Source organism: Streptomyces sp. NPDC048504 (genome assembly GCF_043200035.1).
In the GTDB taxonomy this organism is placed as follows: domain Bacteria; phylum Actinomycetota; class Actinomycetes; order Streptomycetales; family Streptomycetaceae; genus Streptomyces.
Map to the genome: position 1 here is coordinate 18,786 of NZ_JBICXA010000023.1, position 24,691 is coordinate 43,476.

Annotated in this window: 19 protein-coding genes; 8 read left to right on the forward strand and 11 right to left on the reverse strand. The window is 72.5% G+C overall.

Features of this window, described 5'->3' with window-relative positions:
* Nucleotides 1-8: 8 nt before the first annotated feature.
* Nucleotides 9-440: a roadblock/LC7 domain-containing protein gene (locus ACGFY9_RS42625; protein WP_393763575.1), complete on the reverse strand. Its 432-nt coding sequence runs from the start codon at nt 438-440 to the stop codon at nt 9-11.
* A complete protein-coding gene (locus tag ACGFY9_RS42630; RefSeq protein WP_393763577.1) occupies nt 437-3,259 on the reverse strand; it encodes a nitrate- and nitrite sensing domain-containing protein in 2,823 nt (940 codons plus the stop codon). The genes ACGFY9_RS42625 and ACGFY9_RS42630 overlap by 4 nt, the downstream gene beginning before the upstream one ends.
* A gap of 418 nt (nt 3,260-3,677) precedes the next feature.
* Here ACGFY9_RS42630 and ACGFY9_RS42635 point away from each other — a divergent pair, with 418 nt between their 5' ends.
* Nucleotides 3,678-4,280 (forward strand): hypothetical protein, encoded by a 603-nt coding sequence (locus ACGFY9_RS42635; RefSeq protein ID WP_393763579.1) that lies wholly within the window; start codon nt 3,678-3,680, stop codon nt 4,278-4,280.
* 21 nt (nt 4,281-4,301) lie between these two features.
* Here the strand turns inward: ACGFY9_RS42635 and ACGFY9_RS42640 are convergent, their stop codons facing one another.
* The 4 genes from ACGFY9_RS42640 to ACGFY9_RS42655 form a co-directional block, all read right to left on the reverse strand.
* Entirely contained in the window at nt 4,302-9,176 is a 4,875-nt protein-coding gene (locus tag ACGFY9_RS42640) for a hypothetical protein (protein ID WP_393763581.1), read from the reverse strand.
* Nucleotides 9,177-9,242: 66 nt separating this feature from the next.
* Nucleotides 9,243-10,121, reverse strand: coding sequence for a hypothetical protein (locus ACGFY9_RS42645; protein ID WP_393763583.1), 879 nt, complete (start codon nt 10,119-10,121; stop codon nt 9,243-9,245).
* A 112-nt stretch (nt 10,122-10,233) separates the two neighbouring features.
* On the reverse strand, nt 10,234-11,760 hold the full coding sequence (locus ACGFY9_RS42650; protein ID WP_393763585.1) for a hypothetical protein: 1,527 nt from the start codon (nt 11,758-11,760) through the stop codon (nt 10,234-10,236).
* Between the two features lie 100 nt (nt 11,761-11,860).
* On the reverse strand, nt 11,861-12,568 hold the full coding sequence (locus ACGFY9_RS42655; RefSeq protein ID WP_393763587.1) for a GntR family transcriptional regulator: 708 nt from the start codon (nt 12,566-12,568) through the stop codon (nt 11,861-11,863).
* 170 nt (nt 12,569-12,738) lie between these two features.
* Here ACGFY9_RS42655 and ACGFY9_RS42660 point away from each other — a divergent pair, with 170 nt between their 5' ends.
* Genes ACGFY9_RS42660 through ACGFY9_RS42680 form a run of 5 tightly spaced genes read left to right on the forward strand, consistent with a single transcriptional unit; the run spans nt 12,739 to nt 17,121 of the window.
* Nucleotides 12,739-14,058 (forward strand): MFS transporter, encoded by a 1,320-nt coding sequence (locus tag ACGFY9_RS42660; protein WP_393763589.1) that lies wholly within the window; start codon nt 12,739-12,741, stop codon nt 14,056-14,058.
* On the forward strand, nt 14,055-14,876 hold the full coding sequence (locus ACGFY9_RS42665) for a putative hydro-lyase (protein ID WP_393763591.1): 822 nt from the start codon (nt 14,055-14,057) through the stop codon (nt 14,874-14,876). Before ACGFY9_RS42660 ends, ACGFY9_RS42665 begins: the two co-directional genes overlap by 4 nt.
* Nucleotides 14,877-14,888: 12 nt before the next feature.
* Nucleotides 14,889-15,641 (forward strand): LamB/YcsF family protein, encoded by a 753-nt coding sequence (locus ACGFY9_RS42670; protein WP_393763593.1) that lies wholly within the window; start codon nt 14,889-14,891, stop codon nt 15,639-15,641.
* The gene (locus ACGFY9_RS42675; RefSeq protein ID WP_393763595.1) at nt 15,638-16,255 is read left to right on the forward strand and encodes an allophanate hydrolase subunit 1; all 618 of its coding nucleotides are present in this window, start codon (nt 15,638-15,640) and stop codon (nt 16,253-16,255) included. Before ACGFY9_RS42670 ends, ACGFY9_RS42675 begins: the two co-directional genes overlap by 4 nt.
* On the forward strand, nt 16,252-17,121 hold the full coding sequence (locus ACGFY9_RS42680; RefSeq protein WP_393763596.1) for a biotin-dependent carboxyltransferase family protein: 870 nt from the start codon (nt 16,252-16,254) through the stop codon (nt 17,119-17,121). The genes ACGFY9_RS42675 and ACGFY9_RS42680 overlap by 4 nt, the downstream gene beginning before the upstream one ends.
* 13 nt (nt 17,122-17,134) lie before the next feature.
* Here ACGFY9_RS42680 and ACGFY9_RS42685 read toward each other — a convergent pair whose 3' ends face one another.
* The 5 genes from ACGFY9_RS42685 to ACGFY9_RS42705 form a co-directional block, all read right to left on the reverse strand.
* Nucleotides 17,135-17,995 (reverse strand): SGNH/GDSL hydrolase family protein, encoded by an 861-nt coding sequence (locus ACGFY9_RS42685; protein ID WP_393763598.1) that lies wholly within the window; start codon nt 17,993-17,995, stop codon nt 17,135-17,137.
* Nucleotides 17,992-19,155 (reverse strand): glycosyltransferase, encoded by a 1,164-nt coding sequence (locus ACGFY9_RS42690; RefSeq protein ID WP_393763600.1) that lies wholly within the window; start codon nt 19,153-19,155, stop codon nt 17,992-17,994. The genes ACGFY9_RS42685 and ACGFY9_RS42690 overlap by 4 nt, the downstream gene beginning before the upstream one ends.
* Nucleotides 19,152-20,279: a glycosyltransferase family 4 protein gene (locus tag ACGFY9_RS42695; RefSeq protein WP_393763602.1), complete on the reverse strand. Its 1,128-nt coding sequence runs from the start codon at nt 20,277-20,279 to the stop codon at nt 19,152-19,154. Before ACGFY9_RS42695 ends, ACGFY9_RS42690 begins: the two co-directional genes overlap by 4 nt.
* Nucleotides 20,280-20,418: 139 nt before the next feature.
* The gene (locus ACGFY9_RS42700) at nt 20,419-21,837 is read right to left on the reverse strand and encodes a HEAT repeat domain-containing protein (RefSeq protein ID WP_393763604.1); all 1,419 of its coding nucleotides are present in this window, start codon (nt 21,835-21,837) and stop codon (nt 20,419-20,421) included.
* Nucleotides 21,838-22,173: 336 nt separating this feature from the next.
* Nucleotides 22,174-22,566, reverse strand: coding sequence for an ankyrin repeat domain-containing protein (locus ACGFY9_RS42705; protein WP_329245706.1), 393 nt, complete (start codon nt 22,564-22,566; stop codon nt 22,174-22,176).
* A gap of 256 nt (nt 22,567-22,822) precedes the next feature.
* Here ACGFY9_RS42705 and ACGFY9_RS42710 point away from each other — a divergent pair, with 256 nt between their 5' ends.
* Both ACGFY9_RS42710 and ACGFY9_RS42715 read left to right on the forward strand, forming a co-directional pair.
* A complete protein-coding gene (locus ACGFY9_RS42710) occupies nt 22,823-23,017 on the forward strand; it encodes a hypothetical protein (protein WP_019066471.1) in 195 nt (64 codons plus the stop codon).
* Nucleotides 23,018-23,051: 34 nt separating this feature from the next.
* Entirely contained in the window at nt 23,052-24,644 is a 1,593-nt protein-coding gene (locus ACGFY9_RS42715) for a hypothetical protein (RefSeq protein WP_393763605.1), read from the forward strand.
* Nucleotides 24,645-24,691 lie beyond the last annotated feature (47 nt).

Here is a 24,691-nt window from a genome sequence, read left to right on the forward strand (position 1 = left end):
TCACTCCACTACCCGCCGGAGGACAGGTCGGTGCGCGGAGCGGCCCCCAGATGCACACCGACCCGCTTCACGAGCAGTGTCATCTCGTAGGCGACCTGTCCGACGTCCGAGTCGGCGTCCGCGAGGACGGCGAGGCAGCTGCCGTCGCCGGCGGCCGTCACGAACAGGAAGGCCTCGTCGAGTTCGACGACCGTCTGCCGCACGCTGCCCGCCTCGAAGTGGCGGCCGACGCCCTTGGCGAGGCTGTGGAAGCCGGAGGCCACGGCGGCCAGGTGCTCGCTGTCCTCGCGGGTCAGGTCCTGGGACACGCCGGTGGCGAGGCCGTCGCTGGAAAGCACGATGGCCTTGCGGATGCTGGCGACGCGCTCGACGAGGTCGTCGAGGAGCCAGTTCAGCCCGCGCTGGTCGGTGCTGTGGCCGGTCGCCTTCGGTGCGGTCATCGACCGTCCCCCTTAGTTCCTTGTGCTGTGCCGCCTCGGGCGTCGTCGCCCTCGGCGTTCTCCTCGCGGCCGCGCTGCCAGCCGCGCTGGAGCGAGGCCATACGGCTGCGCACCTCGTCGGCGTCGCGCTCGGCGACCTCCGCAGGGCTCGCGGCGCGCCGATCGGGGTCCTGTTTCAGCTGCGGGGCCAGATTGGCCTGACGTACGCGTCTGGGCAACGCTCCGGTACTCGGCGGTGTGTCGGAGTCCGGTACGCCGGCCGCGAGTTCGGCACGCCGGGTGCGCCTGGGGAGGGCGGGGGTCTCGGGCGGCTCACCGAGGCCGCGCCCCGGGGAAGCGGGGGGCTGCGCGGATTCGGCGCGACCACCGGGCACGTCGGTACGGCGCCGTAGCGGCGTGTCACCGCGACGCCGGGCCGGGAGCGGTGCGGGGCCGTCCGTTTCCGGTCCGCCCAGGCTCGGGGCCGTGGCGGGGCCGTCGAAATCGGCCTCTACGGAGTCTCCCATTTCGCGTCGGGAGCGCTGCTCGACGACCGGACGTCCATGGGAACTGACCAGCTTGGGCGTACGGCGTCGGGGCAGCGGAAGCGGCTCGCTGCGGTGGCCGTCCGTGTCGGCCTCGGAGACCTGCTGATGCTGATCCACGGGGCGGACGGGGGCGAGGTCGTCCCGGTGGGTGGAGGCGCGGCGGGGGCGGAAGATCCCACCGCGCTCGCCGTCCTCGTCGTCGAGCCCGTTCGGGAAGCCTTCGAGGGCGTCCAGGTCGACAGGGGCTTCCAGTTCGACCGGTCCGTCCAAGAGGGCGGGCGGCAGGCCGGGCAGCTTCACGGGCACCTGGGAGAGCGCGGAGCGGCGGCTCTCCTCCAACTCGGCCTCCTTCGTGGGCCGGGGCCGGTCGAGGCGGAAGCCGATGCCGTTGGTGTCCGGAACCTCGTCGCTCAGCAGGGCGTCGGGGATGAACACGACGGCGGTGGTGCCGCCGTACGGGGAGGGCTGGAGCGAGACGCGGACGTTCTGCCGCTGCGCGAGCCGGCTGACGACGAACAGGCCGAGGCGGTCGGTGTCGGAGAGTTCGAACTCCGGTGTCTCGGCGAGCCGGAGGTTGGCGTCCAGGAGTGCCTCGGCCGCCATGCCGAGGCCGCGGTCGTTGATCTCCAGGGTGAAGCCGTTGGCGACCCGCTCCCCCAGGACCTGGACGGCTGTGTGCGGCGGGGAGAACACCGTGGCGTTCTCCAGGAGTTCGGCCACCAGGTGCGTGAGGTCCGCCACGGCGGGGCCGGTGACGGCTATGCGCGGCAGCCTACGGACCTCGATGCGCTCATAGTCCTCGACCTCGGCGACGGCCGCGCGGACGATGTCCATGAGCTGGACCGGCTTGCGCCACTGCCGGGACGGGGCGGCCCCGGAGAGGATCACCAGGCCCTCGGCGTGGCGGCGCATGCGGGTCGTCAAGTGGTCGAGGCGGAACAGGTCGGCGAGTTCGTCGGTGTCCTCGGTCCTGCGCTCCATCGTGTCGAGCAGGGTGAGCTGCTTGTGCAGCAGGACCTGGCTGCGCCGGGCGAGGTTGACGAACACCTCGGAGACACCGGACCGCAGTTCGGCCTGCTTGACGGCGGCTTCGACTGCCGCGCGCTGCAGGGTGTTCAGGGCCTGGCCGACGTCACCGATCTCGTTCCTGTCGTACTCCAGGCGCGGGACCTCGGTCTCCACGTCGACCACTTCGCCGACGGACAGGCGGCGCATCACGCTGGGCAGCCGGACACCGGAGGCCTCGTGGGCGTCCAGGCGCAGTTGGCGCAGGTCGCGGATGAGGCCGCGGCCGATCCGCACCGACAGGAAGAGCGAGAACAGGAGGGCGATCAGCCCCAGGACGCCGGCGACGGCCGCCTTGAGGATGACCCTCATCGCGACCGGGCGGACACGGTCCTGGTAGCGGTCGTTGGCCTGGTCGTCGAGGGTCCCGAGCTTGGCCAGCACCGCGCCGGCCGCGGTGTTCCAGGTCTGCGCGGTGACGTTGCGGGGCGTGCCGGACGTGGTGGAGGCGGCGGCCTGTTCGGCCACGCGCAGCGGGGCGCTGGCCGCGTTCTTCCAGAAGCGTTCGAAGTGTCCGCGCTCGGAGGAGGGCAGCAGCGGCAGGTTGACGTCGTACATCAGGGTGCGCTGGGCGACCAGGTCGGAGACGTCGCGGGTCTCGTCCCGGGTGAGCTTGCCGACGACCAGGGAGGAGCCCAGCAGGGCGTCCTCACGGGAGAGGAACTCCCGCGCGCGGGCGAGGTTCACGAGGGCGCGGTACTGCTTGTCCATCTCGACGTTGTCGACGACATGGAGGTTGGACAGCAGCACGTAGCACGGGTCGACCAGGTGGTTGTAGAGCCCGAGGGCCTGGCCACGGTTGACGGTGCCGTCCTCGACGCTGCGCCGCAGGGACTGGAGCCCGTCGAACGCGTCGAGGACCGCGGCGACACGGCTGTCGGTGGCCTGCCCCATCGCGTCGCGCACGTCCGGGTTGTCGGCGTTCTTGCGGATCTTGGCGACGGCCTCGTCGGTCGCGGCGCGGCTGCGCCTGAGATCGGTGAGCCCGTCGGCGGCGCGCGGGTCGGCGAGATAGACGAGCGACTGCCGGCGTTCCTGCTGGATGACCCGGACCGTGTCCTCGGTGGGATAGCCGATCTTCTCGACGACCGACGACACGTTGAACAGGTCCCCGGCCGCCCGGCCGGTGAGGACCGTGGCGAACGCCCAGATCGCGGTCAGTGACACCAGCGGCACGAGAAGGAGCGCCACGATCTTCCGGCGGATGGACTTCCCGCGAAAGCGCATGGCCTCCCCCAGCTGGACCCCCGCCGGCCGGGGGTACACATGTACGTCAACAAACGGCGCGAGCCTACTACTGACACAGAGGTAACTCGAAGAGCTGTCCGGAGCGTGAACTTCCGCAGCAGCGACCGGACATGGGGAGTTGTCGGGTCATTGCGGGAGATTGCCGCCCCGATATCCCCGGGATCGCCACACCCCACCCCATCGGTCCACTTGGCCAGTTGGCCGGAATTTTTCGTCCGTCGGGAATCTTCGTGGCATGTTGTTCGTCTTTCTCTACGGGACATGGGGGCGGAACCGGCCACACGAGCCGCATCCGCAACCGTGCGGCGTAAAACAGCGCAAGCCGGGCACCCACTGGGGAGTCGGAGTCTTCGGATTCCGGGGCGAGTGGTGTACCGGCGGTGGGGAGGACACGTTGATGGGCACGGCGGAGCGGCAAGAGGCGCTTGAGGACGGCGTGGCGGCGCGGTCGACGGCGCAGCGGCGCCGTGAGGCACCGGATCGCGACATCGCGGCAGACGGTGGTACGACGACGGGCGGCGGCGAGTCCCAGCGGGGCTCGGGCGAGCCCGCGGCAGCGGAATTCGACGAGCCGCGTTCGGCTCGCGCGGCAGCGCAACAGCAGGAGTACTACCGGCCGTTGTGGATCGAGGAGCCCGCGCGTCGGCGCCGGCTGCCCGATCCGGTGCGTGCGGCGGCCGTGCGGGCGGTGATCATCATCGCGGTGACGCTGATCCAGGCGACGGTGGCCTTCCTGTGCACGATGGCCGGGTCCTGGCTGGCGTTCCCGATGGTGATCAGCAGCGTGGTGAGCACGGTGGTGGCCACCTGGGGCGCCCTGGACGTATGGGTGACCCGTCAGATGTGGAACCAGCGCAACGGCGTGGTCTCGGAGCCCAGCAGCACGGCGAGGGCCCTCCGCCGCGAGCGGCGTCGGGCCCAGCGTCAGGCGCGGTCCAGCGAGCGTGCCCAGGAGCGGATAGCCCGCAAGAGCGGCGCCGGGCAGCTGTCACACTCCTGAGGCTCGCCTGCGGGCAGTTCGCTACGGAGCGGTCGGCGCCGGACGCTTGAACATCCGGGTCGCCGTGATCTCGCTGTGCACCGACTCACCCTCTCCGGCGGGGGCCTGCTGCGGCAGGCCCGGCCGGAGGTGCTCCTCCACGCTGATGTACTTCAGGCCCGCCCTGAGGTCGGCGTCGTTGCGCAGCCGGATGACCAGCGGGAACTCGGCCAGTGCCGTGGTGTCGAACAGGCCGGTGGTGTACAGGAGTTGGACACCGAGCGCGTCGGACACGGCGCGCTGCAGCTCCAGCAGGTAGGTCGCGTTGGCCCGCCCGATGGGGTTGTCGAGGAAGAGCGTGCCGGCGTGCCGGCGCTTGTCACGGCCCCGGTCGTTGGAGCGCAGCGCGGCCATCGTGCAGTACAGGGCGATGGCCGCGGTGAGCAGCTGACCGCCGGAGAACACGTCGCCCATCTGCCCGACCGGCACACGCTCGGCACGCAGGACGGCGTCCGGCTTGAGGATCTCGACGGCGACACCCTTGGGCTCAAGGGCCGCGCCAACTCCCCGCAGCAGCAGGGACATTCCGTCGCGCCGCATGTCGGAGTTCTTCTTCACGGCGGCCTGGGTCGCCTCGTCGACGACCACACCGAGCCGCTCGGTGAGCGTGGCCTGGTCGGGCTCCTCGAAGCGGATCCGCAGGAACTCCTGCCCGGACCACTCGCCGAGCCCCTCGGGCAGCCGGGACAGCCGCTGCGCGGACCGCAGGGTCGCCAGCGCCGACTCGACGAGCCCGCGGAGCCGGTCCACGATCGAGTCCCGGTTGCGCTCCAGCTGCGCCAACTCGTCGGTGAGGACCCGGAGTCGGGGCGCGAAGGCGTCGGCCCATTTCTGCGCGTGCTCGGGCAGCGCGGACGCGGGCAGCTCGCGGATCTGCTGCCGCGCGGGGGTCCGTACCTGCTCGTAGCGCGTGGAGTTGGCGTGCCGCACCAGCACATCGCTCGCCTCCCGTACGGCGGCCTCAGCGGCGGACAGGTCGGTGGCGCAGCCGCGCAGCGAGCGGCGGGCCTCGGCGGCGGAGTGCCGGGCCTCCTCCACGCTGCCCGGGTACGGCTCGGGCTCCTCCTGCTCCTCGTCCGAGGAGTGCTCGCGCATCAGGTCCCGGAGCATCGCGGCGGTCTCGTCGAAACCGCCGGCCCCGTCCTCTGCGGCGCGGTGGGCGTCGAGGAGTTCGGCGTGCGCCTCGCGGGCCTGGCCCAACGCGTCGGTGCGGGAGCCGAGTTCGGCCGTCGCCGTGCGCAGCAGGGCCTGGGCGTGCTCGGCGTCGCGCGGGACGAGTTCCTCGGCCAGCTCGGTGTGCGCCTCGCCGTCCTCGGGCGCGTGCCGCTCGGCCTCGCCGCGCAGCCGCCCGAGCTGTTCGCTCGCGGTCGACACTCGGGTCTCCAGCAGCTGCACCAGCTCTTCGGCACGGGCTGCGGCGGCCTGCCGGGACGGCCCGTCGGAGCCGTCGGGCGACTCCAGCAACTGCGCCGCGCGCGTGCGGACCTTGTTGCTGAGCCGGTCCAACTCCGCGATCGCCGCGCTCTCGTCGCTCTCCGCCCGCGCCTGCTCGGCCCGCAGATCGGCGCCGACGCCGACCTTCTCGTAGAGCTGCGAAGCGGCCCGATAGGCCTCCCGGAGGGCGGCCAGCGCGGGCTTGGGGGCGTCCGGGTCGTCTTCCGGTACGTCGTCGGGGGCGCCCGCGATCTCGGAGCGCTCGGCGCGCAGCGCACGGGCCGTACGGCGGGCGTCGTCGGCGGCGCGCTGGGCGGCGCGGCGGTCCTCGTCGGCGGCGCGGGCGCGCTCCAGGCAGGACTGGGCGCGGGCCTCCGACTCGGCTGCCTCGTCGGCGAGTTCACGCAGTTTGACCTGCCAGCCGGCGCGTTCCCGCAACCGGAAGGCGAGTCCGGCGAGCGCGTCGGCGGCGCGCCGGGCCTTCTGCGCGGCGTCCTGCCGCTCGTCACGCACCTGGGCAGCCTCCGCGGCGGTCTCGTCGGCCTCGGCCCGCACACTCCGCGCCTCGGCGAGCTCGGCCTCGGCCTCCTCGGCGAACGCGCGCGTGTCCCGCGCGGCCTGCGCCAGCTCGACCAGCCGCCCGCTCGGACAGCCGGTGCGCCAGGACGCGAGCCGCGCCGCCAGCTCCCGGTCCTTGCCCAGCCGCGCGGCGAGCGTACGGATCTCCTCGTCCCGCTGCCCCGCCCGCGCGCGCAGCGCCTGCCGCTCCTCGTCGGCGGCGTGCTCGTCGTGCATGGCCGGGTTCGGCGGTACGAGGAAGACGTCGCTGGTCTGCGCGTCGGGCGCCGGAGTGGGGGCGAGGAGCGCGGCGGCCGTGCCGACGGCCACGGCGGACCGGGGCAGCAGGGCCGCGTCGTTGAGGGCCTCACGGGCACGCGCATGCGTGTCCGGGTCGGTGATGATCACGCCGTCGACCAGCTCGGGCCGGGCGGCGAGCACGCGCGCGTGGTCGGTGGGGTCGACGGCCTGGGCGAGATAACGCCAGCCGGGCAGCGCGGGAATGCCGTGCTCACCGAGGTACTCCACGGTGGCCAGCACGTCCGGGCCGGGAGGCAGCAGCCCGCCGTCACCGAGCGCCCCGAGAATCCGGGAGTCGTCGGCGGCGGCGGTACGCAGGTCGAAGAGGTGCCGCTCGGCGGAGGAGACCCCGTCGTCGAGCAGCTCCCGCAACTCGTCGGCGAAGCGGTCGAGTTCCTCGGGGGTGAGGGGGCCTTCGGCGAGGGGGCGGGCGGGCTTGGCGGTACCGGTGCGGGCCACCGAGGAGACATTGGCGGCGGAACGGCCGCTTGCGGCAAGGCCGTTGGCCGAAGCACCGGTGCGTGCGTCCGACTCGGCACCGTCACCGTGACCGGCGGAACCCGAGCGCGTGCCCGCGACGCCGTCAGCGCCCTGGCTGGCGCTGCCTACGGCTGTGGCGTCACCCTGTCCCGTCGCAGCCCCGTCGCCCGCGCGCTCACCGCCCGCACCACGCGGCACGGGCACACCACCGCTACCGCTACCGCCTGCGGCACCACCCGCACCAGGCAAGCTGAGCAGCTCCGCAAGCCGCTCCTCCCCCGCCAGTCCCTCGGCGAGGCGCCGCTCGGCGTCATAAGTCCGCTCGGCGGCGGTGGCGGCATCTGACGCGCGTGCCGCCGTCAACTCCGCGCGGGACTCGGCGGAAGCAGCCTCACGCGCATGCTCGGAGGCGCGGCGGGATGCCTCGCGTGCGGTGTCCCAGGAGGCCACGGCGGTCTTCTCGGCATCGCTCGCGGCGAGGGCCGCGCGGGCCGGGTCGGCGTCCGGGGCGCTGTCGTCGAGCCAGCCGGCGCGCACCGCCTCGGCGGTCTCCTGCTCGACCTCGGACAGGCGCTGGCGCAGATGCCCGACCTCGCTGCGGGCGCGCTGCGCCTCGGTGGCGGCGGAGGTCGCGTCCCGGTGCGAGGTCTCGCCGACCTCCTGGAGCGCGGCGGAACGCTCCTCGCCCTCGTTGGCGAGGTTCTCGGCGCTCTCGGCGGCCGAGTGCAGGGCCCGTACGAGATCGACGGCGGCCTTGGCGCGGGCGGCGAGCGCCGGTGCGGCGTCCCGTTCGGCCTCGCGGATCGCGACGGCCACGCGCGCGGAGCGGTCGGCGGCGGCCCGGTGCCGTAGCACCGCCTCGGCGGCCTGCCAGGCGGCGTGCAGCGTGCGGGCGTCGGCCAGTTCGCGCTTCTGCGCGGCGGCGGACTTCTCCATCGTGGCGAGCGCCAACGAGGCGTGCCGGTAAGCCAGTTCGGCGGCGATCAGCGCGCTGCGCTCCCGCGCCCCCTCGGCGTGCGTGACGGCGTACGCGGCGGCGGTGACCCGCTGGGCGAGGTCGGCGGCCCGCACCCGCTCCTGCGCGCCCCGCGCGGACAGCCGTCGCGCCAGGGTACGGGTACGGCGCTCGGCGCCGGCGTGGATGTCACGCGCGCGTGCCCGCGCCTCGGCGGCCTCGACGATCCGGCCGAGCAGGTCCACGGAACCTGCCGTGAAGTCCCGCTCGGCGATCAGTTCGGCCCGCCGCCCCAGCTTGTTGCCGAAGCCGCCGACCAGGTCGGCGAGCCCGTCGGTGTCCCGGGTGTCGGTGACCGCGCGGAGCAGCAGGTCGGTGAAGTCGGAGTCCTTCTTGACCGCGAAGAGACCGGCGGCCTCGCCCTCGTCGGCGTTCATCTCCCGCTGGTAGCGGAAGAGTTCGGGGTCGAGGCCCAGGTCGCCGAGGTGCTCGATCCAGCGGTCGTGGATCTCCTCCCAGTGCACTTCGAGGTACGGATACGCCTTGCCCGCCTCGGTGATGGCGTCCCGGAAGCCCTTCATCGTGCGCCGACGCCCCTGGGCACCGGACGCACCCTCGACGGGCGGCCGTACGGAAGTGGCCTCGGCGACAGGGAGGTTGTCCAGGCTCAGCCCCGGCCCGGGCCGGAACGAGTACCAGGCCTCGGCGAACTTCCGCGGGTCGTTGGAGACTTGACGCCCCCGCCACTCGCTGACCTTGCCCACCACCACGCACTCTCCGGTCAGCGTGTGCTGCCACTCCAGGGCGACGTGGCCGCAGTCGTCCGCGAGGAGGAATTTGCGCAGCACACCGGAACTCGCGCCGCCAAGGGTGTTGCGATGTCCCGGCAGCATCACGGAGAAGATCAGCTTGAGCAGGACGGACTTGCCGCCGCCGTTCTCCAGGAAGAGCACACCGGCGGGCGCGGGGCGGCGCGGCGGGCCGACGGGCTCGTCCTCGAAGAACTCCGCCTGGGTGGGCGCGGGATCGGGCACGGGCTGGCCCACGCCTCGCAGGTCAAGCACGGTGTCGGCGTAGCGCGCACCGGCGGGCCCGATGGAGTAGAGGCGGACCCGGGACAGCTCGTACATGGCGGACTCTCGTCGTAAGTCTTCGGCAGGTGGGGGGAGTTGAGGAACCTCAGGAGCTGAGGGATCTCAGGAGTGGAACGGCAGCCCGGCGTCGGCCACCAGCTCCAGGTCCTCGGTGTCCTCGGCGGGCAACAGGCTGGCGGTGCCGTCGGTGACCGGGACGACGCCCAGCTCCAGCAGCTCGGCCATGGCGGCACTTCCGGCCATGTCACGCACCTGGAGCTGATAGCGGGCGGTCGTGCGGTAGGTCCCGCCGTTGTCGTCGCCGGTGCGCTGCAGGAACCCGGAGTCGGTGAGGAAGGCGGCCGCCTTGCCGACGATGCCGGTGGTCGAACCGGCCAGTCTCCGGGCGTCCTTGGTGGCTCCGGTCGCGCTGCGTCTGACCCAGATCCGCCAGGCGGCCTCCAGACCGGGCGCGTCGGTGGCCGGATCGGTGTTCATGCCCTGCTCGTCGGCCCGCTCCTCCAGCCGCCGACAGGCCTGCCGTACGAAGGCGTCGACCCCGTTGACCGTGACGCGCCCGATGTACCCGTCGTCGGCAAGATCCTCGGGCCGCGGAAACGCCATGGCGGCGACGGCAAGGTGCGCGAGCCCATGGAGGAACCGGTCCCCGGAGTCGGCAGCCGTACGACGCGCGTAGTCCCCCATCCGCACGGCGAACACCGAGTCCTCGGCGGCGGTCACGGCCATCCCCGCGCGCGGGGACACCTCCAGCACGACCAGCCCAAGCCCGGCGGCCACGGCATCGGCAAGCCGGGCAAACGGCGGATCCTCCCGGTATCGGCGGAGCAACTCCGCGTACTCCTGATCCCGCGCGGGCTGCAGTTTGGGCTGCAACCCAAACGCGACGAGCCGAGCCGCGTCGGCGGCGTCGGCGGGCGTAATGACGGCAGTCACCGGCGCGGCGGCAACCTCCGGCTCACTCCATTCGACGTGCTCACTCACGACGACAACTCCTTGAACTTAAGAACGAGGGTGAGACCAAGCGCCCCGAAAGGGGCGCGGGGAACGGCGCGACCAGCCACAACAGACGCGCACCCGAACAACGACCGACCCATCACGACGCCTCACTCCGCCCCGCAGCCATCCCTACGGCGTCCAAAAGGGCCATCCCAACAATCAGATCGGCCCCACCGAACTCCGGATCGTCCAGCTCAACCCCGTCATCCACGGCGAACAACAACTTCGGCTCCCCCTGCCGATAAGCCGTACCAACGGGCGGACTGGCCGCATGCACAGCCAACAAAGCCACCAGATAAGGAAGTTCGGGATCCCGCCGCCGCGCATCCGCAAGCAACCCCGACAACCGCCGAGGCGCATCCGCGGGCAGATCGAGCAACTCCATGGCCGCAGCCAGCTGCTCCTCGCTGAACCGACTGTCATCCGGCGTGGCGATGAGATCCGGCTCAGGCATCTCCGCCCCAAGATGCTCCCGCTCGGCAGGCGGTGTGAGCAGTATGTCGACCAGATCCCCCACCCGAACGGACACCGGCGTGCGCAGCCCGGTCCCGCGAGCGAAGAACGCGTCAGTGACCCGGATCGCCTGCTCCAGGGGCAACGGCAGAACGGGCGAGACGAGATGCCCGTAGAGATCGATCCCCGAGGTCGTCATCGGTGTGGCGAAGGCCTGCCGATCCTGCTCCGCACGGAACAGCGGCCCGGCCTCCAGAAGACGCGACTGAAGCTGCGTGTGCCGCCGGATGCAGTCCTTGACGATGTCGACCAACTCGGCCGCCCGCCGCTTCTGTTCGGCGTCCTCGGACTCGTCACGGGCCTTGCGGATATTGGTCAGGATCGCGTTCTCGTGGCGATACCGATCGGCGACATGGTCGAGGGCCTCGGCGATCATGTCCGGCACGGTATTGAGCCAGTCCACCGCGCGGACGTTGCGCCGCGTGGCGTCCAGCGCGCGCCGGAGCGTCTCCGAGTACTGCACGGTCCGGTACCGGGCCTGCTCCGCGGCGAGCTGCGCGTCGGCGAGCCGGCCGCGGCTGATCAGCACCTCCAGCTTCACCTCGGCGGCGATCTGCGCACTGGTGACGTCGGTGTCGAGGGCCCCCACGAGGACATTGACGGCCTCGTCGGTCGTACGGAGGTAGACGCTGCCCCCGTAGCCGGGGACCTCTTCGATCAGCTTGAAGTCGTAGTCGCGGCGCACATACGTGCCGTCCTGGGCGAACGTGCCGTAGACCGTGCGGAAGCCGCGGTCGACGCTGCCGACGTTGATCAGGTTCTCCAGGACCCAGCGGGCCACGCGCTCGTGCTCGACGACGGGGCGCTGCGGGGCCTGGGCGGCGATGCGCGGGATGAGCCTGGCCACTATCTGGTCGTGGTCCGCGCCGGTGTCGAAGTCCATGTTGAGGGTGACGAGGTCGATGGCGGCGAGGGCCACCTCGGCCATGCCGTAGACCGAGTACTCGCCCGCGAGATTCGCCTTGCGTGCGTCGAGGTCGTGCAGCGGCGCGGTGCAGGCGAGCGCGCGCAGGCGCCGCGCCAGTCCCTCGTCGGCGGCCGGGCCCGGGGCGGGGCGCGGCCCCGCGCTGAACTGGGGCGGAACGCTGTCCGTCGATGCAGGCGAAGTCACGGTGCACAGACTAGGTCCTCGGTCTGACAACGACCCAAACGACGCAGAAGCGACTACCGCCCCAGCCGCGTGTGCGAGTCGGTCGAGCGCCGTGCCGTCCTCAGTCGGCCGCCGTGCCGTCCTCGCCGACCCGGTTGCGGTATGCGTTGACGACCCGTTCGAGCGAGTCGTCGAGGTAGACCGCGAGCAGTTTCTCGGCCTCGGCGGGGTCGTTCGCCTGGAGTGCCTGGAGGATCAGGCGGTTGCGCTGGAGGTACGGCTCGTGGAGCGCCTTCGGGTCGTCCACGAGGTGGAAGGCGAGCCGGAGTTCGGCGAAGACGCTGCGCATGAGTTCGTTGGTGCGGGCGGTGCCGGCGAGGGCGACGAGTTCCCTGTGGAAGTGGATGTTGGCCGTACCCACTCCTTTCCAGTCATCTTCGACGGAAGCCACCTGCCCCTCCGTCACGGCCGCGGCGAGCTGTTCGAGGGCGTACGGCGGTTCGCCCAGTCCGCGGACGACGGCGCACTCGACGAGGCGGCGGGTGCGGTAGATGTCCTCGACGTCCTCGATGCTCAGGACCCGGACGAAGACGCCCCGGTTCAACTCGTGGACGAGCAGCCGCTCATGGGTGAGCAGCCGGAACGCCTCGCGGAGTGTGTTGCGCGACACACCGAGCGCCCCGCCGATGCTGTCCTCCGAGAGCCGGGTGCCCGGCGGGAAATAGCCGTCCGCGATGCGGCTCCTGAGGATGTCCGAGACGCGTTCCGCGGTGCTCGTACGGCCCAGGAGGGCGCGGTCGTCTGCCAGTCCCGCCAGCTGCTCTGCCATGCCCGGAATTCAACCGCAGATACAAGAACGAAACAACATGCCTCTTGAAGGATTGTTCAACGATCCTCTACTTTGCTTCTCATGGCGCCACCCGCTCACCCCGGCGCCCACGGCTTCCGCACGGCACGGCTCAGTCCCAGCACCCTCCGTCCTCCCTCTGCGAGGTGCCCATGAGCACGACCCCTCCACCTCAGGCCCCGGTCACCGGCGTACATCCGGACACGGATGAACTCACCGCCGACGACGGCGCGTTGGCCTGGCTGCGCGCGCTCGGTCCGAACGGCCGCCGCGCCTTCGCCGGCGCGTTCGGCGGCTACGCCCTGGACTCCTACGACTACTTCACGCTGCCGCTGAGCATGGTGGCGCTGGCCGCGTACTTCGGCCTGGACAGCGGCCAGACCGGCCTGTTCACCACGGTCACGCTGGTCGTCTCGGCGGTCGGCGGCGCCGTGGCGGGCGTCTTCGCCGACCGGGTCGGCCGCGTCAAGGCCCTGATGATCACGGTGATCACCTACGCCGTCTTCACGGTGGCCTGCGGCTTCGCGCCCAACTACGAGACCCTGCTGGTGTTCCGCGCCCTCCAGGGGCTCGGTTTCGGCGGTGAGTGGGCGGTCGGCGCGATCCTGGTCGCCGAGTACGCGAGCGCGAAGCACCGCGGCCGTACGCTCGGCGCGGTCCAGAGTTCCTGGGCGGTGGGCTGGGCGCTGGCGGCGGTCGTCTACACGCTGGTCTTCTCGTTCCTCGGCGACGACCTGGCCTGGCGGGTGATGTTCTGGACCGGCGCACTGCCCGCGTTCCTGGTGCTCTGGGTGCGGCGCCGGGTGCACGACGCCCCGGAGGCGACGGCCGCCCGCGAGCAGAACCCCCAGAAGGGGTCGTTCGCGGCGATCTTCAAGCCGGGCACGGCCGAGTCCCCGGGCCTGCTGCGCACGACGGTCTTCGCGGGCCTGCTCTCCACCGGCGTCCAGGGCGGCTACTACACCCTCGCCACCTGGGTGCCGACGTACCTCAAGACGGAGCGCGGCCTGTCGGTCGTCGGCACCGGCGGCTATCTGACCTTCCTGATCTCCGGCGCCTTCCTGGGCTATCTGACCGGTGGCTATCTCACCGACGTGCTGGGCCGCAAGCGCAACATCTGGCTCTTCGCGCTGCTCTCGGCGGTCTGCATCCTGGCGTACACGCACATTCCCAGCGGCGCCAACACCCTTCTCCTGGTGCTCGGTTTCCCGCTCGGGTTCTGCATGTCGGCGATCTTCAGCGGCTTCGGCTCGTACCTGAGCGAGCTGTATCCGACGGCGGTGCGCGGCACGGGACAGGGCTTCACGTACAACACGGGCCGCGCGGTGGGCGCCGTCTTCCCGACCCTGGTGGGCTTCCTGGCCGACAGTTGGGGTGTGGGCGGAGCGCTCGTCTTCGGGGCCATCGGTTACGGCATCGCGGCGCTGGCGCTCCTGGGACTGCCGGAGACCCGCGGAAAGGAACTGGCGTGAACCGCACGGAGGACCGTCCCCTGACCCTCGTCGACGAGCACGCGCACGCGTGGAGCCCGCGTTCCGCCCGGGCCCGGTTCCGGGCCGGGCTGACGGGTCCCACGGCCGGGGTCGCGGCGGGCCACACCCAGGTCAACCTGATCTCGGTGCCCGCCGACTGGGCCTACGACATGCTGCTGTTCTGCCAGCGCAACCCGAAGCCCTGTCCGGTGCTCGACGTCACGGACGCCGGCTCCTGGGAGACGGTGCTGGCCGACGGCGCGGATCTGCGCACCGATCTACCGCGCTACCGGGTGTGGCGGGACGGCGAGTTGACGGACGAGCCGACCGACGTGCGGGCGTACTGGCGCGAGGACCTGGTGTCGTTCCTGATCGGCTGCAGCTTCACCTTCGAGTGGTCGCTGAGCGAGGCGGGCGTCCCGATCCGGCACATCGAGCAGGGCCGCAATGTCCCGATGTACGTGACGAGCCGCCCGTGCCGCCCTGCGGGGCGGCTGCACGGCCCGATGGTCGTGTCGATGCGCCCGGTGCCCCCGGAGCACCTGGCGACGGCGATCCGGGAGACCGCGCTGCTCCCGGCGGTGCACGGCAGCCCCGTACACTGCGGCGATCCTTCAGGGCTCGGCATCGAGGACCTCGGCTGGCCGGACTTCGGTGATCCGGTGGACGCGGCACCGGACGACATCCCGGTGTTCTGGGCCTGCGGAGTGACCCCGCAGGCCGCGGTGATGGCGTCCCGCCCGCCGTTCGCGATCACGCACGCGCCGGGCCAGATGTTCGTCACCGACGCCCGCGACGAGCAGTACCGCGTCGCCTGACCAGGAGAGATGATGATCGATCTGAACGCCGACCTCGGCGAGGGCTTCGGCCGCTGGCATCTCACCGACGACGAACAGCTGTTGTCCGTCGTCACCAGCGCCAACGTGGCCTGCGGCTTCCACGCAGGGGACCCGGTCACCATGCGGCGGGTGTGCGAGCTGGCGGCCGAGCGCGGGGTACGGGTCGGCGCCCAGGTGTCCTACCGGGACCTGGCGGGGTTCGGGCGGCGCGCGATGGACGTGCCGTCCGCCGAGCTGGCGGCCGAAGTGGCGTACCAGATCGGCGCTTTGGAGGTCTTCGCCCGGGCGGCGGGCACGCGCGTGTCGTACGTCAAGCCGCACGGCGCGCTCTACAACCGGGTGGTGCACGACCCGGAGCAGGCCGCCGCGGTGATCGAGGGCGTGCTCCTGGCCGACGCCTCGCTGCCCGTGCTCGGACTGCCCGGTTCGGTCGTACTCGACCTGGCCGCGAAGGCGGGGCTGCCGGCCGTCACGGAGGCGTTCGCGGACCGCGCGTACACCGACGAGGGCACCCTCGTACCGCGCGGCCGGGACGGCGCGGTGGTCACCGACCCCGAGGCCGTCGTGGAGCGCTCGCTGAGACTGGCCCGCTCCGGGACGGTAGACGCGCTCTCCGGGACGCGTATCGAGGTACGGGCCCGCTCCTTGTGCCTGCACGGGGACACGCCCGGCGCGGTCGACCTGGCCCGCCGGGTCCGCGCGAGACTCCTGGAGTCGGGTGTCCGGGTGGAGGCGTTCGCATGAGGGCGCTGCCCGTCGGCGACAGCGCGCTGCTCGTCGAGGTCGCCTCCGGGGAGGAGGCCCAGGCCGTCCACGCGGAGCTGCTGCGCCGCCGCGCGGAGGGCCTGCTCAGCGTCCGCGAGATCGTCCCCGCCGCCCGCACGGTCCTCCTCGACGGCCTCGACGACCCGGCCCGGCTGGCCTCCGAACTCACCACCTCCGAGGTACCCCCCGCTCCCCCACGCGCGCGTGAGGTGGTCGAACTCCCGGTGCGCTACGACGGCCCGGACCTCGCCGACGTCGCCGCGCTGTGGGGCGTCCCCGAGCGGGAGGTGGCCCGCATCCACGCGGCCACCGAGTTCCGCGTCGCCTTCTGCGGGTTCGCCCCCGGCTTCGGCTACCTCACCGGCCTCCCGGCCCGCTACGACGTCCCGCGCCGGGCCACCCCGCGCACGGCCGTCCACGCCGGTGCCGTGGGCCTTGCGGGCCCGTACACCGGCGTGTACCCGCGTGCCTCGCCCGGCGGTTGGCAGCTGATCGGCACGACGGACGCGGTCCTGTGGGACACCGCACGCGAGCCGGCCGCGCTGCTGTCGCCGGGCACGCGCGTGCGCTTCGTCCCGGTGGCGGACGCATGACGGACCGTGCGGTCGCCGTCGTACGGGCCGGGGCGCTGACGACGGTGCAGGACCTGGGACGGCCCGGACACGCGCACCTGGGGGTGCCGCGCTCCGGGGCGCTCGACGGGCCCGCCGCGGCGCTCGTCAACCGGCTGGTCGGCAATCCACCCGAGGCGGCCGTCCTGGAGACGACCCTCAACGGCTGTGCCGTACGGCCTCGTTCAACGATCCTCGTGGCCGTCGGGGGCGCCCCCTGCCCGGTCACGGTGGACGGACGGCCCGTCGCCTGGGGCGCCCCCGTGCATGTGCGCGCCGGCGCGCTCCTGGACATCGGGGCGGCCGTCTCCGGAGTGCGGTCCTACGTCGCCTTCGCCGGTGGCGTCGGCGTGGAGCCGGTACTCGGCAGCCGCTCCACGGACCTGTTGTCCGGGCTCGGTCCGGCGCCGCTCACGAACGGCGCCATACTGCCGTTGGGTTCCCCGATGAGCCCCTACGCGTGCGTGGACGTCGCCCCGCAGCCGCGCCCCCCGGTCGAACTCGTCCTGCGGGTGACCCTGGGCCCCCGCGACGACTGGTTCACACCGGAGGCCGTAGGCACGTTCACGTCCCGCGTGTACCGGGTGTCCTCGGCGAGCAACCGCATCGGGCTGCGCACCGAGGGGCCCGCCCTGGAGCGGGCCCTTACCGGTGAACTCCCCAGCGAGGGCATGGTCCTCGGTGCCGTCCAGGTGCCACCGGACGGCCGCCCGGTGGTGTTCCTCGCCGACCACCCGACCACCGGCGGGTACCCGGTGATCGCCGTCGTCCGCCCCTCGGACCTCCCGGCGGCCGCTCAGGCGGCGCCCGGAACCCCGGTCCGTTTCGTGGCCGTACGCCGCCGCTGAGGCCCCGGACGCCCTATGCGGCGTCCGGCTGCTCCTGCTGCACCGACAGCGAGGCCAGCGCCATCGACACGGCGTGGGACGCGCTCAGGTCGAGGCGTGCGCTGGTGCCCCGCGCGCGGTGGCGCATCTCGTCGGCGGCCAGCCTCAGGAGCTGCGGCAGCAGGTCGGTGCAGCGGCGGGCCACCCACCCGGTGCCCGCGGTCGCCAGCCACAGCAGGCTGGCCGACCTGGTGGGCACCGGGAACTCGGGCTCGGGCGACGGCGCGACCCCCGAGGCCACGCCCTCCTCGGTGAGCAACGCGTGGAAACGCAGCGCCAGTTGGCGGTGCCCCCGCTCACTGGGGTGCAGCCGGTCCGCGCTCCAGATCTCGCGGCCCATGATCCACTCTCCCTCCGCCGCGTGCAGATGAACGGCCCCGTACCGCTCCGAGAGCGCGTGCACCACGGTGTTGACGGCTCGCTGCCGTCGGGCCAGCGGGCGGGCCAGCGCGCCCGGGAGGCCGAGCATCGCGCCCGGGTCGGGCAGACAGGCCGTGAGGAGGGTCGCGCCCTGCGCCGTGAAGGCCGCGTAGACCTCGTCGAGGCGGGCGGCCACGGCCTGGATGTCGAAGGTGCAGCGCAGGGTGTCGTTGACGCCTATGACGACCGACACGACGTCCGGGTTCAGGGCGAGCCCGGCCGGAGTCTGCCGTTCCAGCACGTCCCGCGTCTGCGCCCCGCTCACCGCCAGGTTCGTGAACTCCACGGACCCCTCGGGCTGTTCGGCCAGCCCGCCGGCGAGCAGCGCGGCCCAACCGCGCCACGCCTCGCCGACGGGATCGCCCACGCCCTCGGTGAGCGAGTCACCGAGGGCGACGAAACGGACCGTTCTCATGCCACGCCTCCGGGCACGAACCGCCGAACCGGAACATCCGCGTCGTGGGCCGCGAGGAACGCGTCGACCGCCGTGTGCCAGCCGAAACACTCCGCACGCGCGCGTGCGATCTCGCGGCGCTCCACCTCGGAGCGTTCGAGGAGCATGTCCACGGCGTCCGCGAAGGCCCTGCCGTTGTCCGCGGCCGTGGCACCGGCGGAGCCGATCACCTCGGGGAGTGCGGACGAGGCGCTGGCCACCACGGGCGTGCCGCAGGCCATGGCCTCCAGCGCGGCGAGCCCGAAGGTCTCGGCGGGCCCGGGTGCCAGGCACACGTCGGCGGAGGCCTGGAGCGCGCCGAGCAGCCGCCGGTCGGAGACGTGCCCGAGGAAGACGACCGGCAACCCGCGCTCCCGCGCCCGCTGTTCGAGCCGGGCCCGCAGCGGCCCGTCCCCGGCGACCACGAGGACCGCCCGCCGCCCGCGCCGTACCAGCGCCTCCAGGGCGTCGAGCGCCGTGCCGGGCTTCTTCTCCACGGAGAGCCTGGTGCAGGTCACCAGCAGAACCTGGTCCATGCGCGCGTACTCCGCGCGCACCACCGGGTCCCGCAGCGCCGGACTGCGCCCCACCAGGTCGACGCCCAGCGGAGCCCGTACGACGTTGCGGGCGCCGATGCGGACGAACTCCCGCTCGGCGAACTCCGTGGTGCACACCACGCGCGCGTAGGTGTGCGCCGTACGGACGTTGAGGGCGTCGGCGGTGCGCCGGGACATGTTCTCCGGCAGGCCCCAGGTGCGCAGGACTCCGTCGGCGGTCTCGTGGGACACCATCACGGCGGGGACGCGGGCCCGCCTGGCCCATTTGCCGGTCCAGCGCAGGGTCGTACGGTCGGAGACCTCCAGGCGGTCCGGGGCGAGTTGTTCCAGGAGGGTGGCCACGCGCCGCTTGTCGGCGAGGACGCGGTAGCCGCCCGTGCCGGGGAGGAGCGGCCCGGGCAGGGTGATGACCCTGCCCTGCTCGGTCTCGCGGTCGGTGTGGCGCTCGCCGGGCACGATGAGGACCGGATCGTGCCCGGCCTCCTTGAAGCCCTTGCCCAGCTCGCGCAGGGCGGTGCGCAGCCCCCCGGAGGAGGGGGCCACGAAGTTGGCGAGGCGGACGATCCGCAGCGCGGCGGTGTTCATGCCGCCACCACCACCTTGCGCGCGGCGAGGACATCGCCGTAGTGCGCGATCAGCTGGTCGCCGACGGCCGCCCAGGTGCGGCCCTCGACCATGGCCCGCGCGGCGGTGCCGTACTCGGCGCGCAGCGCGGGATCGGTGGCCAGGGTCCGCACGGCGTCCGTCACGGCGGCCTCGTCGCGCGGCGGGAAGAGGAACCCGGTGCGCCCGTGGGCGACCAGGTCCAGCGGGCCGCCGGCGGCGGGCGCGACGACGGGGACGCCGCTGGCCATGGCTTCCTGGACGGTCTGACAGAAGGTCTCAAAAGGTCCGGTGTGCACGAATATGTCCAACGAGGCGAAGATACGGGCGAGCTCGTCTCCGGTACGCCGGCCGAGGAAGACCGCGCCCGGAAGTGCCTCGTCGAGGTGCGGTCGGCTGGGCCCGTCGCCGACGACCACGACACGGACGCCCGGCAGACCGCAGGTTCCGGCGAGGAGTTCGATCTGCTTCTCGGGGGCGAGCCGGCCGACGTAGCCGACGATCAGTTCGCCGTTCGGGGCGAGTTCGCGGCGCAGCGCCTCGTCCCGGTACTCGGGGCGGAAACGCTCGGTGTCCACGCCCCGCGGCCAGAGCCTGACCCGGGGCACGCCGTGTGCCTCCAGGTCGCCCAGGGCCGCGCTGGAGGGCGCGAGGGTGCGGTCGGCGGCCGCGTGGACGGAGCGGATGCGCCGCCAGGCGGTGGCCTCGCCCGCACCGACGTACGTACGGGCGTATCCGGCGAGGTCGGTCTGGTAGACGGCGACGGCGGGGATGCCGAGCCGCGCGGCGGCGGCCATGCCGCGGACGCCGAGGATGAAGGGGCTGGCCAGGTGCACGATGTCGGCGCGGTGTTCGGTGATGGCCGCGGCGACGCGTCGGCTGGGGAGGGCGACGCGGACCTGGGGGTAGCCCGGGAGCGGTAGGGAGGGGACACGGATGACGGGGCACGGCGACTCGGCGTCGGGCCCGGGACCGGCCGAGGTGGCCGGCGCGACGACGAGCGGATGATGACCGCGATCCACGAGGTGCCGGGCGGTCTGGAGCGCGCAGTGGGCCACGCCGTTCACATCGGGGGGAAAGGATTCGGTCACGATGACGACACGCATACCCGTGTTCTCGCCGCGCTGGACGTGCCCGCGTCAACGTGGATCTATGCGAACGGTGAACGTCCCGTGAGCGTTGCGCTGCACACCCGAGCAGGTCAGACGGCGTCCATGCGCGTCTGACCCGCGGGTCATCCCACGTTCACACTGCGGGGGCGTCGGGCCCGATCCGGCTCCGTACGGCTGTCTGGACTTCCGCTTCCTCGGCCGGGTCGGCGGCGAGCCTGCGGAGCTGCTCCACGACGCGGGCGTCGGCGGTCTCGGCGTGCCGGGCGGCGATCTCGCGGGTGGTCTCCTCGCAGTCCCAGAGGCACTCGACGGCGAAGCCGGTGGGGTAGGAGGGATCGGTGGCGGCCAGGGCGCGGGCGGCCCGGCCGCGCAGATGGGACGAGGCGGTCTCGCGGTACACATGGCGCAGGACGGGGGCGGCGCAGGCGATGCCGAGCCGTCCGGCGCCGTCGACGAGGGTCCACAGGGTCGGGGCGTCGGGTCCTTCGCCCATGACGGCCTCCCTGAGGGCGCCGAGGACGAGGTCGCTGTCCTGGGCTCCGCCCCGGCAGGCGAGCATGCGTCCTGCGGCGGCGCCGAGCGGGTCGGGGCGGCGGGCCCAGCCGCGGGCGCGGTCCACGGCGGCGACGGACCGCATCCGTTCGAAGGCGTCCACGGCGGCGTCCACGACAGGTGCCGGGCCGGTGGCCACCGCGCGTTCGATGAGGGGGAGGGCTTCGGGATCGTTGCTGTCGGCGAGATAGCGCAGTGCGGTGCAGCGGGCGCCCTCGCCGCCGTCCTTGGCGGCCTCGACGATCTCGGGCCGGTCCTCGGGACCCGCGACGGCGGTGAGGCAGCGGGCGGCGGGGACGTGCAGCGCGGCTCCGCGTTCGACGCCCTGCTGGGCCCATTCGAACACCGCTTGCACGCTCCACCCCGGACGGGGCCCGGTAGGTCGCATCTGGCGTTGCCAGAGGTCGAAGCAGCCGGCCTCCTGGGCGGCACGCACGCGCGTGGCGATCGATTCGCGTGGGTCCTCGGCCCACAGCCGCCAGGGCCGGGGTTCGAAGGCGTCCCGCACGGCGGTGGCCAGTTCGGCCTCGCCCTCGGGGTCGGCCGGGAAACGCGCCAGCACGGGAGCGGCGAGGGCGCGCAGGCCCGCGTCGTCGTCCCTGAGCGCCAGCTCGTCCAGCGCCCAGGCCCAGTTGCTGCCGGAGGCCGCGTACCTGCGCAGCAGAAGGAGCGCGTCGCGCCTGCCGTAGGAGGCGAGGTGCCCGAGGACGGCGAGCGCGAGGCCCGTACGGGACTCCTCGGTGTCGAGGACGTCCTCGGTGTCGAAGAGGTGGGCCTCCACGGCGTCCAGGTCGCCGCCCAGATCGAGGTACAGACGGGCGTAGTACAGGGAGCGGTTCTCCACCTGCCAGTCGTGGCGGGGGTCGCGCAGCACACAGTGGTTCAGTGCCGCGAGTGCCTCGGCACGGGGTGCGGTGAGCGCGTGCAGTGTGCCGTCGCCGCGGCCCCGCTGAAGCAGGCCGAGCAGCGTACCGCTGGGCGCTATGACCGGATCGAACATGGGAAACAGCCTCACATCAAGCGTCGACGCAACCGGGGGACGTGCACTACCTGGCCGCGTGACAACACGTCGGGGCGCCCGCCGTTTCCTGCTTGCTGTAGACCATTTTCCTCTGCCTCTCGTAGGTGGCCCATGCGGGCCGCAACTACGGCCCGCGCGGTGCGGCAACACCTGCCCAGCCATCGCGTCCGTAAATCACGACGTCATGATGACCCGGCAGTTCTCGATGCCGCGACCGAAATTTCGGGCGGCGCCGTGCTGCCTTCCCCCGTTTTCCCCCGTTTTCCTTGTCGTACCTGGTCAGAAGGCCCGTCTTCGCTGCCGACGGGCCGCGTGTCAGTGAGCGCCGAACAGCTCCAGCAGCTCGGCCTTGGCGAACATCCGGGCCGTGTCGACCGCCGACGGGGTGCCCGCGGCCGGATCGGCGCCGGCCTCCAGCAGGACCTCGATCACCTCTTGCTCGCCCTTGAAGACGGCTCCGGCGAGCGGCGTCTGGCCCCGGTCGTTGATCCGGTCGGCCTCGGCGCCGCGCGCCAGCAGGGCCCGTACGGCGTCGGCGTGCCCGTGGTAGGCGGCGAGCATCACCAGGGAGTCGCCGCGGTCATTGGTGAGGTTGGCCGGGACGCCCGCGTCCACGTAGGCGACCAGCGCCTCGGTCCCGCCCTGGCGGGCCAGATCGAAGATCTTGGTCGCGAGCTCCACGACCTCGGGGTCGGGGGCTTCACTCATCGGCCTGACCGCCTCTCACTAGTACGGGTGAATCGCCAGCGTACTGGCTCCACAGGCACATGACCGGCCCCCTCCGAGGCAAAGATCACCCTTGGACCCGACACAGGTGAAACCCCTGCTCAGACGGCCCGAACGCGCTCCACCATCCGAGGGAAATTCGCCGAAATTCACCCACTTGCACCTTTTATCGTATGGATACATCCTGTGATCCTGGAACAACTCATGGTGACTGTCCCCACGAACCAGGAGAGCTCAAATGATCCTGTCCATGTCAGGCGTCGTCCTTCTCGGCATCATCGTCTTCCTCTTCTTCAAGAAGGACGGACTCAAGGCCTCCCACGCCATTGTGGCCGCGCTCTTCGGCTTCTACATGGCCAGCACGGCCATCGCGCCGAGCATCAAAGCCGGCGGCGAGAGCCTGGCGAGCCTCCTCGGCGGCATCAAGTTCTGACGCAACCACCCGTACGGACCTTCAGGAGACAGCAGTGGCCCGGCGCCCCCTCCCCCGCATCCTGAGCAACGGCACCGCCCAGATCGCCCGGAGCCGGGAGCTGGCCCGGACGGCGGCCGACAGCGCCACCGATGTCCTCCATCCGCTGATCACGATCACCAAGGGTCTGCGCCGGCTGGCATCCGCCGGCCGGCGCAGATGGGCCGAGACCCCCAAGGACAAGCGCGGGCCGCTGCTCTTCCTGGTGGCCTCGGTGATCCTGGTCGTGGCCCTGGTCCCGTACGGCCCGCTGCTCGCCGCCATCACCCTGATGGCGGCGGCGGCATGGCAGGGCCGGGACCGCACGCCTCCGGCGCCCGAAGGGCCCGACGAGTCCCAGACCCAGCGCCTGCAGTCCCTCTACGAGGCGCTGGTGCCCTACTTCTCGGCCGCCGAGGACCCGGCGCCCCTGTTCGCCCACGGCGGAGACTGGGAGAAGGCCTTCCCCGCCTACGAGTTCGACGGCGCGGGCCGGGTCTCCCATCTGGTCGTCCGCTATCCGGCGTACTTCACCGACGGCGAGGCCGAGTCCCGCGCGCGGATCGAGCAGCTGCTCACCGCGAAGTCCGGCCGCGGCCGGGAGTACCACTTCGCGTGGGACGAGGAGGGCAACCAGCTCACGATCGGCGTCCTCGCCCCGCTCCCCACCGACATCGCCGCCCAGCGCTTCGTCACCGCCCCCGGCGAGACCGTGCTGGGCTTCACCGACCCGACCCAGGTCCTCCGCACGCTCCCCCTCACCCACGGTGAGGAACAGAGCGACGTCCCGCCGGTCGTCTGGCGCACCGGCATCCGCTCCACCGAGCCGAACCTGCTGGTCATGGGCCAGCCCGGCAGCGGCACCACCACCCTGCTGCGCTCCATCGCCCTGCAGGCCCTCCAGTACGGCGACGTCCTGATCGTCGAGGGCGGCGGCACCGGCGAGTACGCGTGCCTCACCGGCCGGGACGGGGTCCTCGCGGTCGAATGCGGGCTGGCCGGAGCCCTGGCCAGCCTGGAGTGGGCGTCCCACGAAACGGAACGCCGGCTGATCGCGGCCAACCGCGCCCGCCAGTCGGGCCAACCGGCACCGGACGACACCAGGCGCCCCCTGTGGATCATCCTGGACCGCCCGAGCGCCTTCGCCCACGTGGCGACGGCCGACGGCCGCAAGGACCCGCAGTGCCTGCTCCAGGTCCCCCTCCGGCACGGCCGCGCGGCCAATGTGACCGTGGTGGTGGCCGACCAGTTCGACAGCGCGGACACCCTCAGCGACGCGGTACGACAGCACACACGCGCGCGTGTCGTCCTCGGCCCCGCCACCACCGCCCAGTTGGAGGCGGTCCTGGGCGCTCCCCCGCACACCACGCCGATCGCCCAGGTCCCCCCGGGCCGCGGCTACGCCCGCCTCGGCAACGGCCCCGTCCACCGCCTCCAGGTCCCGGCGACCCCGGACCCGTACGACGACGCGACGAACGACGCGCACCGCCAGGCGGTCCTGGCCCTGCTCCCGCCGCACACGACACCGGTGGACGCGGAGGGGACCCTGCCGACCGAGGCACTCCACGCGGAAGCGGCGGTCGAGGCCGCCGTGGCGGAGACTTCGTAACAGCCCGGGTTTCGGTGCGGGCGGGGCCGGGAGTCGCCCGCCCGCAC